Source organism: Streptomyces sp. NPDC093591 (assembly GCF_044764885.1).
In the GTDB taxonomy this organism is placed as follows: Bacteria; Actinomycetota; Actinomycetes; order Streptomycetales; family Streptomycetaceae; genus Streptomyces.
Genome location: NZ_JBIWIY010000011.1, coordinates 25564 through 38808 on the forward strand (window position 1 = coordinate 25564; position 13245 = coordinate 38808).

The window sequence follows — 13245 nt, forward strand, 5'->3', positions numbered from 1 at the left end:
GTTCCGTCGCACGGGAGGACCGTCGCCCCTTGACCTGGCCAGCCGCTCTGCCGGGTGCCGCTCTGCGCGTCGTGCGCACGGCGGCCGGGCGGCGTGCGCTGCAGGCGCTGCTGGTGGTGGGCGGTCTGTTCGTGCTCGGGTTCCTGTTCGGAGAGCGGGCGTACGCGGCTGACGGGGCGTCGGTGGGCGCTGGGGCCGTGTCATCCGTGTCCTCCGAGTCATCCGTCTCCTCCGAGTCACCTGCGTCGTCCGGGTCGCCGACCTCGTCTGTGTCGCCGACCTCGTCCGCGTCGTCAACCTCGTCCGCAACCTCCGCCGATCTCCGGTCGGCGACGGAGAGTGCCGTCGAGGGGCTCGTGGCCGGACCGGCCAAGCCCAGCGTTCACGACGGGTCGACCGCTCCGGCCAAGCCGGCGGCTCCCCGGCATCCGGCGCCTCAGGACCAGGCACCCCTGGGCCGGCCGGCCGGCGACGTCGTGCGGACGGTGACCGAGGACCTGACCGGAGGGCTGACCGAGGGGCTGGCCGACGTGCAGGCGAAGGTGCCGCCGCTGGCGTCGCTGCCCAAGTTGCCCGCGCTGCCCGTCCTGCCCACCGCACCCGAGTCGCCCGAGTGGCCGAGCATGCCGGGGCTGGAATTCCCCGGTCTGCCAGAGCTTCCGGGCACGGAGCTTCCCGGCGCCGACCTCCCCGGCGCCGACGTTCCCGCTCTGCCCGCCGTGCCCGGGCAGACGTTGCCCGCTCCCGTCACCGGGGCTCCGCAGCCGGGGTCCCCGGCGCCCGCCGCGGGAGCAGGGCGCGACGGCGAGGGGCGGCGTACCGGCAAGGAGGCGGCGGGCGTCGTCTTCGGGCCTCGGTTCGGTGCCGAGGCCGCCGCGTCCCATGCCCCCGTCGCCGACGGCGCGCACCGCGACGCGACCTCCGGCTACGCCCCCGCCCGATCGGCGCCGGTCGATCACCCGGGCGGTGCGCTGGGCAACCGTTCGGCGGGCGACAGCGGTACGTCGCGGCACGGTGACGCGCACGCCGTCTCGCTGAGCCAGCGGGCTCCGCTGCGGCTGGTGCCCGGCGCCGCCGCCCGCGTCGACGCGGACGAGATCCAGGACAGGCACCGGGACATTCCGGTTTCCCCCGCCTAGGCCAGTAGGCCGACCCTCCCCGCCGTAGACCTGCCGCGCGGGGGCGGAAACAGGTCTGCCCGCCCGTCCGGACACCCCCCAACTCCCGGATGTCCCCCGACATCCCCCGGACGGAAGCCGCTGGAGCCGTACCCGGTCCCGCTGGTCCTCAACTCCCCGGACCGCGACCGCAACCGGCGCCGCAATCTCCCAACCGTCCGAAGCCCGGAGCTCATCGCAACTCCGTTCCTCCGGGACCTTCGGAGCCCCAAGATCTAGGGATCCGACGCACGCATGAACAAGAACATCCGCCGTTCGATCGTCATAGCCGCCGGTGTCACCGGCGCCTGGGCGCTCGGTTCGACCGCCGCCAGCGCGGACGAGCTGCCCGCCTCCACCCTCTCGGTACCGGACACCACCACCGACGCGACCGCCGCGGCCGACAGCGCTGACGACCCCGGCCTGCTCGGCGCCGTCACCGGCACCGTCAACGGCGTCGTCTCCGACGTGACCGACACCGTCTCCGGCGCCACCGGCACGGTCACCGAAACGGTCGACGACACCGCCGGTACGGCCCGGACGGCGCCCGCGAGCGCCGCCGAGCAGGCCCGCCGTTACGTCGACGCCAAGGTCACCGTCCCGTCCGCGCCCCAGGCCGCCAAGGCCACCAAGGCGAAGGGCACCGCCCAGGTCATCCAGGGCGCCAAGGCCGCCCGCGCGGACAAGGCGGCCGCGCACGCCGAGGCACACCTCTCCGCGGGCGCCGCCGATGCCGTCACCGACATCCGGAACGCCCCCCAGGACGCGCCGGACGCCCCGGACGTCCCCAGCTCCATCGACTACCTCTTCGGCCCCCTCTCCGCCTTCGCCCCCGAGTTGGAGAAGGCGCTCGCCGCGGCCCAGACGAGGCTTCAGGGCACGCAGGCGGCGGCCCGTTCGCAGGCGCAGGGCGTCGAGGGCGTCGTACGGACGAAGGCGCAGTACGCCGTCGCGGGCGCGGGCCGCACCGCGGCGGGGGTGCAGGGCGCCGGACAGGCTGCCGTCGCCTACGCCGACAGCAGGACCGCGGGCGCGGCAACGACCGCAAAGTCCACCGCCACCGGCAAGGCCACCGCCGCCAAGACGGCCGCCCAGGCCTCCGTCTCCGCCGTCCCCAGCCATGTCACCGGCACGGTCGGCGGCGTCGAGCAGCGGGTCGTCGGCACGGTCAGCACCGTCCCCGGCACGGTCACCCCGGTCGTCGAGCAGACCGCCGACGCGGTCGTCCCGCCCATCGCCACCGAGGCAGTGCACGGTGTGCTCCCGGTTGCCGGGTACGCCGTCGCGGGCGTGGCCCCCGCGGCCCAGCACGCCGTCGCCGGTGTCGCCCCCACCGCCACCCACGCCGTGGCCGGGGTGACCCCGGTCGCCGGGAACGCGGTGGCCGGCGTCCAGCCGGTGGCCGTCGGCGCGGTGGCCGGGGCCACCCCGGTCGTCGGTCAGGCGGTGGACGGCGTCGTGCCGGTCGCCCAGGGTGCCGTGGCCGGAATCGCCCGGACCGCCGGGCACACGGTCGACGCCGCGACGGCGCTGGCGTACGGCGTCGTCGCCGACGTGCAGCCCGTGGCCGGCCAGGCCGTCGCCGGCGTCCAGCCGGTCGCCGCCGGTGCCGTTCAGGGGGTCCAGCCGGTCGTCGGCGGGGCCGTCCAGGGCGTGCAGCCGGTGGCCCACGGCGCGGTCGCCGACGTGAACGGCTTCGCCACCGGCACCGTCGCCGACGTACAGCCCCTCGCCTACGGCGCCGTCTCCGACGTGCAGCCGGTCGTCCAGGGCGTCACCGCGGACGTGCCCCCGTACGCCACCGGCCTGGTCGGCCAGGTCACCGGCGACGGCACCGGTGCCGTCCTGCCGCCGGTCGCGGAGACGGCCGTGCACGGTGTCGCGCCGGTCGCCGGGCAGGCCGTCCGGGACGCGGGCGCGCTGGCGTACGGCGTGAGCGGCGACGTCCGGCCCTTCGCGGGCGGTGTCGCCGGCCAGGTCGACCCCTTCGCACACGGCGTGGCCGGGCAGGCCGTGCCCTTCGCGGAGGGCGTCACCGAGCACGTGCAGCCGTTCGCGTACGGCGTCACCGGCGCCGTCCAGCCCGTCGTCGACACGGTCATGGACACCGTCCAGCCGGTCGCGCAGGGCGTCGGAGGCAGCGCCACGACGTTCGCGTACGGCGTGGCGGGCGACGTACAGCCCTTCGCGGGCGGTGTCGTCGGCGAGGCCGACCCCTTCGCCCACGGCGTCGCGGGCCAGGTCGCGCCCTTCGCCGGGGACCTGACGGGAACGGTCCAGTACTCGGCGGACCCGCTGGCCGGCAACGCCGTCACCGGCGCGCAGGGCGTCGCCCAGTCGATCACCCCGGGTTACGCGCAGGACCTCCACCACGGCGCGCCCGGCATCTGACCGCACCACCCAGCACCACCCAGCACCATCCCGCACCACCGCCGCCACGGCGAGCGCGACCGCCGCGGTCTCACGCACCGCATGCGACCGCGGCCCGCGCTTGCCGAGGCGACCGACCGACTCCGCAGGGGCGGACGGACCCGGACGGCCGAACACCGTCGGCCGATCCGGCCGGAACCCCGCGGAAGGGCCGGTGACCCCCATTGGGGTGGGGGTCACCGGCCCAGAGCCCACAGGGGCGGCCCATTCGTGCCCCTTCGGGCTGTTCAGGGGACCTCACCGGGTCAACCCCAGCCCGGTGGGGTCCTTTCTCTTCGCGCTGCCGGACGCCGCCGTGCGCTACCGGTGCGCTACCGAAACCTCACATGCGGCACGCCGTGCCAGAGATCTTTGCTGATGGCGGCATCATGTGACAGGTATCACCGCTCAGGTGTGACCCTCGATTTAGGGGCCTCCTGCAAGCAGCGATAACCTGCGAGACGGACATGCCGCGCGCTCGGACACCGTGTGCGCCTCCCTTGTGACAGACGGCGGACGTCACGTTGCCCTTCGCGGCACGCCCACGCATCCAACGAACCGCGAGATCACTGATAGGGACGGAAGCGCGTGGACCTGTTCGAGTACCAGGCGAGGGACCTCTTCGCCAAGCACGATGTACCGGTGCTGGCCGGTGAAGTCATCGACACGCCTGAGGCGGCCCGCGCAGCCACTGAGCGCCTCGGTGGCAAGTCCGTCGTCAAGGCACAGGTGAAGGTCGGCGGCCGTGGCAAGGCCGGTGGCGTCAAGCTCGCCGCGAACGCGGACGAGGCCGTCGCCCGTGCGACGGACATCCTCGGCATGGACATCAAGGGCCACACGGTCCACAAGGTGATGATCGCCGAGACGGCCCCGGAGATCCTGGAGGAGTACTACGTCTCCTTCCTCCTCGACCGTGCCAACCGCACCTTCCTCTCCATCGCCTCCGTCGAGGGCGGCATGGAGATCGAGGAGGTGGCGGCTACCCGTCCGGAGGCCGTCGCCAAGATCGCCATCGACGCCATCGACGGCGTGGACGAGGCCAAGGCCCGCGAGATCGTCGAGGCCGCCAAGTTCCCGGCCGAGGTCGCGGACAAGGTCGCCAACGTCCTGATCAAGCTGTGGGACACCTTCATCAAGTCGGACGCCCTCCTCGTCGAGGTCAACCCGCTCGCGAAGGTCGCCTCCGGTGACGTCATCGCCCTCGACGGCAAGGTGTCGCTCGACGAGAACGCCGAGTTCCGCCACCCCGAGTACGAAGAGCTCCACGACAAGGACGCGGCCAACCCGCTCGAGGCCGCCGCCAAGGCGAAGGGCCTCAACTACGTCAAGCTCGAGGGCGAGGTCGGCATCATCGGCAACGGCGCGGGTCTCGTCATGAGCACCCTGGACGTCGTCGCGTACGCCGGTGAGAAGCACGGCAACGTCAAGCCGGCCAACTTCCTGGACATCGGCGGTGGCGCCTCCGCCCAGGTCATGGCCAACGGTCTGGAGATCATCCTCGGCGACCCGGACGTCAAGTCCGTCTTCGTCAACGTCTTCGGTGGCATCACCGCCTGTGACGAGGTCGCCAACGGCATCGTCCAGGCCCTGAAGCTCCTCGAGGACCGCGGCGAGGAGGTCACCAAGCCCCTCGTCGTCCGTCTCGACGGCAACAACGCCGAGCTCGGCCGACAGATCCTCACCGACGCCAACCACCCGCTGGTCCAGCGCGTCGACACCATGGACGGCGCGGCCGACAAGGCCGCCGAGCTGGCCCACGCCGCCAAGTAAGCACTCAGGACGAGGACACAACACACCATGGCTATCTGGCTCAACAAGGACAGCAAGGTCATCGTCCAGGGCATGACCGGCTCCACCGGCATGAAGCACACCAAGCTCATGCTCGGTGACGGCACCGAGGTCGTGGGCGGCGTGAACCCGCGCAAGGCGGGCACCTCCGTGGACTTCGACGGCACCGACGTACCGGTCTTCGGTACCGTCAAGGAGGCCATCGAGAAGACCGGCGCCAACGTCTCCGTCATCTTCGTGCCGGAGAAGTTCACCAAGGACGCGGTCGTCGAGGCCATCGACGCCGAGATCCCGCTGGCCGTCGTGATCACCGAGGGCATCGCCGTGCACGACACGGCCGCCTTCTGGGCGTACGCCGGCAAGAAGGGCAACAAGACCCGCATCATCGGCCCGAACTGCCCCGGCATCATCACCCCGGGTCAGTCGAACGTCGGCATCATCCCGGGCGACATCACCAAGCCGGGCCGTATCGGCCTGGTCTCGAAGTCCGGCACGCTGACGTACCAGATGATGTACGAGCTGCGTGACATCGGCTTCTCGACCGCCGTCGGCATCGGTGGCGACCCGATCATCGGCACCACGCACATCGACGCGCTCGCCGCGTTCCAGGCCGACCCCGAGACCGACCTGATCGTCATGATCGGTGAGATCGGTGGCGACGCCGAGGAGCGGGCCGCGGCCTTCATCAAGGACAACGTGACCAAGCCGGTCGTCGGCTACGTCGCGGGCTTCACCGCGCCCGAGGGCAAGACCATGGGTCACGCGGGTGCCATCGTCTCCGGTTCGTCGGGCACCGCCCAGGCGAAGAAGGAGGCCCTGGAGGCCGCCGGCGTCAAGGTCGGCAAGACGCCGACCGAGACGGCCAAGCTCGCGCGCGAGATCCTGGGCGGCTGAAGGTAGTCACGGCTGTCGGCTGAACGCCGGTGGGCCCGTTCCCTGCGTGGGGGCGGGCCCACCGGCGTTTACGCTCGCCCGCGCCGGCGGGGTGCCGCCGCCCTCTCATCTGGTCTCCGGTACGAGCCTCACTGGGCCGCTTGCCGTTGCCTTCCGCAGCTTCTCCCGCAGTTTCACTTCCTTCTCCGACAACGGCCCCGGCGCCACCCTCGGCGGTACGCCGAGCACCGTCTGCCCCGGCGGCACCGGCGGCTCGTACTGTGTCGGAGCCGTCCGCAGCGTGAGCGCCGTCGTGCCGATGAGCGCCACCGTGAACGCGATCGCCGCCCGCGTCCAGAAGCGGGCCCGGCGTTCGCTGCCCTCGCGTACCGTCATCGGCTTGGCCGCGCGCAGGCGCTCCGCGGAGGCCAGTTCGGCCAGGCGCCGGTTGAGTTCGACGGGGTCGGACAGGTCCGGCAGACGGGCGGCGACCGCGGCGCGGGCATGGAGCAGACGGTTCGCGGTCGCCGGAGTGCTCGCCTCCGTCTCCGCCGCGGTATCGGGCAGGTCGAGGCCCACACCGTCGTAGAGGAGAAGCGTGCGGCGCTGGGGTGCCGGGAGTTCGAGGAGTACGTCCAGCAGGGCGCGGTCGGACGCGTCCGGCGGCGGGGGTTCGGGGTGCCGGTAGCGGGGGCGGAACCGGTGCCAGGGGGAGAGGGCGCAGTCGTACGCCGTCGCCCGCACCCAGCCCGCCGGGTCCCGGTCGCGGGCCACCTCCGGCCAGCGCTGCCAGGCGAGTTGGAAGGCCCACTCGACCGATTCACGGGCGAGTTCACGGCGCCCGGTGAGCAGGTACGTCTGCCGTACGAGGGCGGGGGCGCAGAAGGCGTAGAGCGCGTCGAAGGCCTGAGCGGGGGTCAGGGCAGACCTCGGCCGGGGCTGATCTGCCATCACCTCGTGCTCTGCCGCACTCTCCTGATTCCCCGTCTCCTGATTCCCCGTCTCCTGACCCTGCGTCCCCTGACCCTCCGTCTTCTCCGCGAGCGAGCTGAGCAGTTCCGCGTACGCGTCCCTCTGCGTCACAGCACGCCCTTTCGTGGGAAAAAGTACATAAACATATATTGAGCGACACATCGGAGCTTCGCCTGTTACGACGGAAAAGCGCGTGTCGTTGGGAGCATGGCGGGCGTGATTGACATGACCGCTCGCAGAACGCCCCCGTCGTCCCTGCTCACGAGGCTGCGTGGCCGAACGCCCGGGCTGGGCGCCAGCCTTATGTCCGGCGCCGTGGCGGCGGGGCTGGGGCTGGGTGTGTTCGCCGTACTGGTGATGGTGCTCTGGGTCAGTTCGCCGTATCCGGACAGCGGGCCGGGGGGCGCCCTGCGGATCGCCGCCGTGCTGTGGTTGCTGGCGCACGGCGCCGAACTGGTCCGCACCGACACCCTCTCCGGCGTGCCCGCGCCCGTGGGGGTCACGCCGTTGCTGCTGTTCGTCCTGCCGGTGCTGCTGGTGCACCGGGCGGCGCGGGACACGGCGGCGGACGGGGGCGAGGGGGCGCCGCTGGTGGCGGGGCGCACGGCATGGGCGGGTGTCGTGCTCGGCTACCTCGGGATCGGGGCGGCGGCCGCGCTGTACGCGGCCGGGGGCGAGCTGCGGCCGGCGTGGTGGTGGACCGCGCTGTGGGTGCCGGCGGTCGTGATGGGGGCGGCGGGGGCGGGGGTGTGGACGGCGTGCGGTCGGCCGCCCGAGGTGGTGGAGCGGGTGCTGGCCGGCCTGCCGAGGTGGGTGCGGCGGCTGGTGCCCGGGGTGCGGGCCCGCGCCCGTTTCGGTGCGGCGGCGCGCGCGGCCACGGCCGGGGCGGCTGCCCTTGTCGGGGGCGGGGCCCTGCTGGTGGGCGGGTCGCTGGTGTGGCACGGCAGGGCGACGCAGGCGTCCTTCCTGCAGCTGACGGAGGGGTGGTCCGGGCGGTTCGCGGTGCTGCTGCTGTGCCTGGCGCTCGTGCCGAACGCGGCGGTGTGGGCGGCGGCGTACGCGCTGGGACCGGGCTTCGTGCTCGGGGCGGGGCATGTGGTGGCGCCGGCGTCCTCGGCCCCCGCGCCCCTGCTGCCGCCGCTCCCCTTGCTGGAGGCGGTGCCGGGCGCGGGGGGTGCGGGGCCGGTGCAGTGGGCGGTCGGGGCGTTGCCTGTGGTGGCGGGGGTGGTGGTCGGGTGGTTCGTGGCGGGGGCGGCGGTGCGCGGTGGGGGAGCTGGATCCGCGGGGGTGGGGACGCAGGGCGGTCGGGCCGCCGAGGTCTGGTCGGCCGGGCGGACCGCCGCGATCGCGGTGCTGGCCGCCGTGCTCTGCGCGGTGGTGGTCGCGATGCTGGCCGCTCAGTCGGGCGGACCGCTGGGGGTCGGGATGCTCGCGGACTTCGGGCCGGTGTGGTGGCAGGTGGGGGCGGCGACGCTGGCGTGGGTCGCGGTGGTGGCCGTGCCCGTGGCGGTGCTCGCGCGGGCGTGGCGGTGTCGGGCCGGCGCGGTGCGCCGGGCGGAGCGGGTGAGCGAGACGCAGGGGGCGCGGATCGGCAAGCCGCGGGTGGAGACGTCGGGGGAACGTGGTTCGCGGGACAGCGGCTCGGGGGAGGACGGCTCGGAGGCGGGTGGACGCCGGTTCCGGGAGCGGCTGCCGCTGGTCGGAGGCTGGTTGTCGCGGGCGTCGGAGCCGGGGGAACGCGAGGGGGCGCCGACGGACTCGAAGACGGGCGCGACGACTGGCTCGCAGGCGGACTCGAAGACGGGCGCGAAGGCAGATTCAAAGGCGGACTCGAAGACGCGGCACAAGGCCTACGGGCAGGACGCCCCGCTCACGGTCCCGGTACCGGCGCCGGACCAGCCCGTCCCGCATCAGGGCAAGGACCACAACGCCCGGTCCGCGCAGTACGCCGAGGACGCTCCGTACGAGGGCTCCGACCAGGAGATCCCGCACGTGGAGTACGACCACGACACGACCTTCGAGCCGTACGACTACCCGCCCGCCGAGCCGTCCCCGGAGCCGCCGGCGAAGCAGTCGCCGGAACCGTCACCGGAGGCGTCGGATCCACCGGAGCCCGCACCCTGAGCGCACTCCGAAGCCGGACCCGGAGCGAGCCCGAACCGAACCGGCTGAACCCGAACGAAACCCGAACCGAACCCCTCAGTCCGTCGTCCCCAGAACCCCCCGCAGCTCCTTCGGCAGAAGCTCATTGCACGCCTGCTTCGCCTCGTTCGTCAGCGCGTCATTGGTGCAGGTGTAGTAGTCGCTGTAGACCACCTGCGCCGTGAACCCGGCCGCGACCACCGCTATGGCGAGGGACGCCGTGACCAGGCCGCTCACCGCCGCCGTCGCCTGGGGTCGGCCGCCCGGCCGGGGGGCCGGGGTGTCCGGGTCGGGGGTGCGGGGCTTGGTGCGGAGGCTGGTGATGCCCCAGTAGAGGGCCAGCGCGCCGAGCAGCAGGGCGACGTACGGCCAGCTGAAGAGGGCGAAGAAGAAGGCCCACATGCCGCAGAGCAGCGCGTAGCGAGCGCGGCGCTGGGCGGGGTCCGTGGGGTCCCAGCGCATGCCCGAGCCCGGGCCGCCGTTTCCGGGGCCCTCGGATCCGCCGCGGGGACGCTCTCCGAAGCCGTCGGGAGAGCGGCCCGGCTGGCGGTCGCTCCACTGGCTGCCCCACGGCGAGTGCCCGCCGCCCTGGCCCGACCCCTGCGCGCCGTCCTCGTCCGAGGGGCGCCGCGGCTGCCACGGGCGGTCCGGTGTGCCCTCCGGCGGGGGGGCGAAGGGGTTGTCGTCCCGGGCGCCGCCGCTCTGTTCGTCGCCGGGCTTCTTGCCCGAGGGCGCGTCGGGAGGCGAGGCGGGCCGCTCTCGCAGCAGGACGGCGCCACGCTTCCCTCCCTGCGCGGACTGCGGAGGGAGAGTGAGGAGTCGCAGGCTGCGGTCCGACATCAAGTGAGCGTCTTCCCCTTGGTGAACAACTGATCTTGCTGAACGGCGGGTCTTGCTGGCTACTGATCTTGGTGAACGACTGATCCGGCATGAGCTGTCACTTCGTGAACGCACCGCACCACCACCGCGTTCCCGAGCCGGCTCCCCCAGACGCTACCTTCCGGCCACGCCCCCGTCCCGTGGGGGCTGTCCGTAGTGCCGGTATCGTTGCTGACGGTCGGCCGCTTCGTAGACTTCCCCGTATCCCGGGGCGTGATGCATTCGTACGAATATACAAAGCGAAGATACGAAGCACCGCCCGCACGAAGAACGCACCCCCGAGAAAGGGCCTCCACTGTGGCCGCCAAGCCCGTGGCCGAGCGTGCCAAGCGCCTCGTCGTGCTGGTCTCCGGATCCGGCACCAATCTGCAGGCGCTCCTCGACGAGATCGCCGCCGTCGGGCCCGAGGCTTATGGCGCCGAGATCGTGGCCGTCGGTGCCGACCGCGAGAACATCGAGGGGCTCGCGCGGGCCGAGCGCGCCGGACTGCCGACCTTCGTGCGGAAGGTCAGGGACTACGGCAGCCGGGAGGAGTGGGACGCGGCTCTCGCCGAGGCCGTCGCCTCCTACGAGCCCGACCTCGTCGTCTCCGCCGGGTTCATGAAGATCGTGGGCAAGGAGTTCCTCGCGCGCTTCGGCGGGCGGTTCGTGAACACCCACCCGGCCCTTCTGCCGAGTTTTCCCGGCGCCCACGGCGTCCGTGACGCCCTCGCGTACGGCGCCCGGGTCACCGGCTGCACCGTCCACTTCGTCGACGACGGCGTCGACACCGGGCCGATCATCGCGCAGGGCGTGGTGGAGGTCCGGGACGAGGACGACGAGAGCGCTCTGCACGAGCGCATCAAGGAAGTCGAGCGAAGGCTGCTCGTCGAGGTCGTGGGGCGGCTCGCCCGCAACGGCTATCGCATTGAGGGACGAAAGGTAGTTATCCAGTGACCGCCACCGCCGAGAGCAACAAGCGGCCCCTTCGCCGGGCGCTCGTCAGCGTCTACGACAAGACCGGGCTGGAGGAGCTCGCGCGCGGGCTGCACGAGGCCGGTGTCGAGCTCGTCTCCACCGGTTCCACGGCCGCGAAGATCGCCGCGGCGGGCGTCCCCGTCACCAAGGTCGAGGAGCTCACCGGCTTCCCCGAGTGCCTGGACGGCCGCGTCAAGACGCTGCACCCGCGCGTGCACGCGGGCATCCTCGCCGACCTGCGCCTGGAGGACCACCAGCGGCAGCTGGCCGAGCTGGGCGTCGAGCCGTTCGACCTGGTTGTCGTCAACCTCTACCCGTTCGAGGAGACCGTCGCTTCCGGCGCGAGCCACGACGAGTGTGTGGAGCAGATCGACATCGGCGGGCCGTCGATGGTGCGCGCCGCCGCCAAGAACCACCCGTCCGTCGCCGTGGTCACCAGCCCGGACCGGTACGGCGACATTCTCCAGGCGGTCAAGGAGGGCGGCTTCACACTGGCGATGCGCAAGCGGCTGGCCGCGGAGGCGTTCCGGCACACCGCCGAGTACGACGTGGCCGTCGCCGGCTGGTTCGCATCCGACTACGCCGGCGAGGGTGAGGAGTTCCCGGACTTCATCGGCGTGACGTACCGGCGCAAGCAGGTGCTGCGCTACGGCGAGAACCCGCACCAGCCCGCCGCTCTCTACACCGGCGGCTGCGGCGGCCTCGCCGAGGCCGAGCAGCTGCACGGCAAGGAGATGTCGTACAACAACTACACGGACACGGACGCCGCCCGCCGTGCCGCGTACGACCACGACGAGCCGGCCGTCGCGATCATCAAGCACGCCAACCCGTGCGGCATCGCGATCGGCGCGGACGTCGCCGAGGCGCACCGCAAGGCGCACGCCTGCGACCCGCTGTCGGCCTTCGGCGGTGTGATCGCCGTCAACCGGCCGGTCAGCAAGGCGATGGCCGAGCAGGTCGCCGAGATCTTCACCGAGGTCATCGTCGCGCCCGACTACGAGGAGGGCGCCCTCGAAGCCCTCACCAAGAAGAAGAACATCCGCGTGCTGCGCTGCCCGCAGGCACCGGAGCTCGTGGCGGAGTTCAAGCCGATCGACGGCGGCGGACTCGCGCAGATGACGGACGTCTTCCAGGCCGAGGGCGACGACCCCGCCAACTGGACCCTCGCGACGGGCGACGCCCTCAGCGCCGAGGAGCTCTCCGAACTCGCCTTCGCCTGGAAGGCCTGCCGGGCCGTCAAGTCCAACGCCATCCTGCTCGCCAAGGACGGCGCGTCGGTGGGCGTCGGCATGGGGCAGGTCAACCGGGTCGACTCCGCGAAGCTGGCCGTCGAGCGGGCCGGCGCCGAGCGCGCGCAGGGTTCGTACGCCGCCTCCGACGCCTTCTTCCCCTTCCCCGACGGTCTGGAGATCCTGACCGAGGCCGGGGTCAAGGCCGTGGTCCAGCCCGGCGGTTCGGTCCGTGACGAGCTGGTGGTGGAGGCCGCGAAGAAGGCCGGCGTCACGATGTACTTCACGGGGACGCGGCACTTCTTCCACTGAGGCCGTCGGGCCGGGGCCGGTGCTGCCAAAGGCCTGGGCCCCACCGATGCCGCATCGGTGGGGCCCAGGCCTATGTCCGGTTCAGCAGCTGTTGACCCACTTGTGGGAGCGGAGCTTGTAGGTGCCGGCCAGGTTGCCCTTCACACCCTTCTTGGTGCAGCCCTTGCGCGTCTCGTAGTTGGCGCCGGAGTAGTAGACGACCGACATGCCGCTGGTGCCGTTGTTGTAGACGGACCTCACGTTGTTGTCCGCGGCCCAGGAACACTGGACGGCCCCGTTGCGCCAGTCGCTGTCGTTGCCGTCCCAGGCACACATCTTGCCCGTGCCGTTGTCGCCCGTGTAGAAGCAGATCTCTCCGCTCTCGCAGTCGGAGTAGGCGGCGTGCGCGGGAGTCGCGGCGATGCCGAGGCCGACGCCGGCGAGCAGTGTGGAACCCGCGATGACGGCTGCCTTGCTGCGGAGCGCCCGTACTCGCTTCATGTGGTGTTTCCTCCTGGTCAGGGATGGCTGAGGGCGGTGAACCGCTG

The 13245-nt window shown here is 72.5% G+C and carries 10 protein-coding genes; 7 read left to right on the plus strand and 3 right to left on the minus strand.

The annotated features are described in order from the left end of the window. Window positions 1-29: 29 nt before the first annotated feature. The 4 genes from ACIREI_RS23500 (at window position 30) to sucD (ending at window position 6248) form a co-directional block, all read left to right on the plus strand. Window positions 30-1139 (plus strand): hypothetical protein, encoded by a 1110-nt coding sequence (locus ACIREI_RS23500; RefSeq protein WP_403336024.1) that lies wholly within the window; start codon window positions 30-32, stop codon window positions 1137-1139. Between the two features lie 273 nt (window positions 1140-1412). Continuing rightward, window positions 1413-3548, plus strand: coding sequence for a hypothetical protein (locus tag ACIREI_RS23505; protein ID WP_403336027.1), 2136 nt, complete (start codon window positions 1413-1415; stop codon window positions 3546-3548). A 606-nt stretch (window positions 3549-4154) separates the two neighbouring features. Further along, a complete protein-coding gene (gene sucC / locus ACIREI_RS23510; protein ID WP_403336030.1) occupies window positions 4155-5336 on the plus strand; it encodes an ADP-forming succinate--CoA ligase subunit beta in 1182 nt (393 codons plus the stop codon). Window positions 5337-5363: 27 nt separating this feature from the next. Beyond that, window positions 5364-6248, plus strand: coding sequence for a succinate--CoA ligase subunit alpha (gene sucD, locus ACIREI_RS23515; protein ID WP_403336033.1), 885 nt, complete (start codon window positions 5364-5366; stop codon window positions 6246-6248). Between the two features lie 105 nt (window positions 6249-6353). Here the strand turns inward: sucD and ACIREI_RS23520 are convergent, their stop codons facing one another. After that, window positions 6354-7178 (minus strand): RNA polymerase subunit sigma-70, encoded by an 825-nt coding sequence (locus tag ACIREI_RS23520; protein WP_403336735.1) that lies wholly within the window; start codon window positions 7176-7178, stop codon window positions 6354-6356. Between the two features lie 228 nt (window positions 7179-7406). Between ACIREI_RS23520 and ACIREI_RS23525 the strand changes: the two genes are divergently transcribed. Further along, a complete protein-coding gene (locus tag ACIREI_RS23525) occupies window positions 7407-9323 on the plus strand; it encodes a DUF6350 family protein (RefSeq protein WP_403336035.1) in 1917 nt (638 codons plus the stop codon). A 75-nt stretch (window positions 9324-9398) separates the two neighbouring features. Here the strand turns inward: ACIREI_RS23525 and ACIREI_RS23530 are convergent, their stop codons facing one another. Next, on the minus strand, window positions 9399-10181 hold the full coding sequence (locus tag ACIREI_RS23530) for a hypothetical protein (protein WP_403336038.1): 783 nt from the start codon (window positions 10179-10181) through the stop codon (window positions 9399-9401). 336 nt (window positions 10182-10517) lie between these two features. On the opposite strand from ACIREI_RS23530, the gene purN reads away from it, so the two are divergent. Further along, window positions 10518-11156, plus strand: coding sequence for a phosphoribosylglycinamide formyltransferase (gene purN, locus ACIREI_RS23535; protein WP_403336041.1), 639 nt, complete (start codon window positions 10518-10520; stop codon window positions 11154-11156). Beyond that, a complete protein-coding gene (purH, locus tag ACIREI_RS23540) occupies window positions 11153-12718 on the plus strand; it encodes a bifunctional phosphoribosylaminoimidazolecarboxamide formyltransferase/IMP cyclohydrolase (RefSeq protein WP_403336044.1) in 1566 nt (521 codons plus the stop codon). Before purN ends, purH begins: the two co-directional genes overlap by 4 nt. A gap of 81 nt (window positions 12719-12799) precedes the next feature. On the opposite strand, the gene ACIREI_RS23545 is transcribed toward purH, so the two are convergent. Further along, entirely contained in the window at window positions 12800-13198 is a 399-nt protein-coding gene (locus tag ACIREI_RS23545; RefSeq protein ID WP_403336047.1) for a peptidase inhibitor family I36 protein, read from the minus strand. Window positions 13199-13245 lie beyond the last annotated feature (47 nt).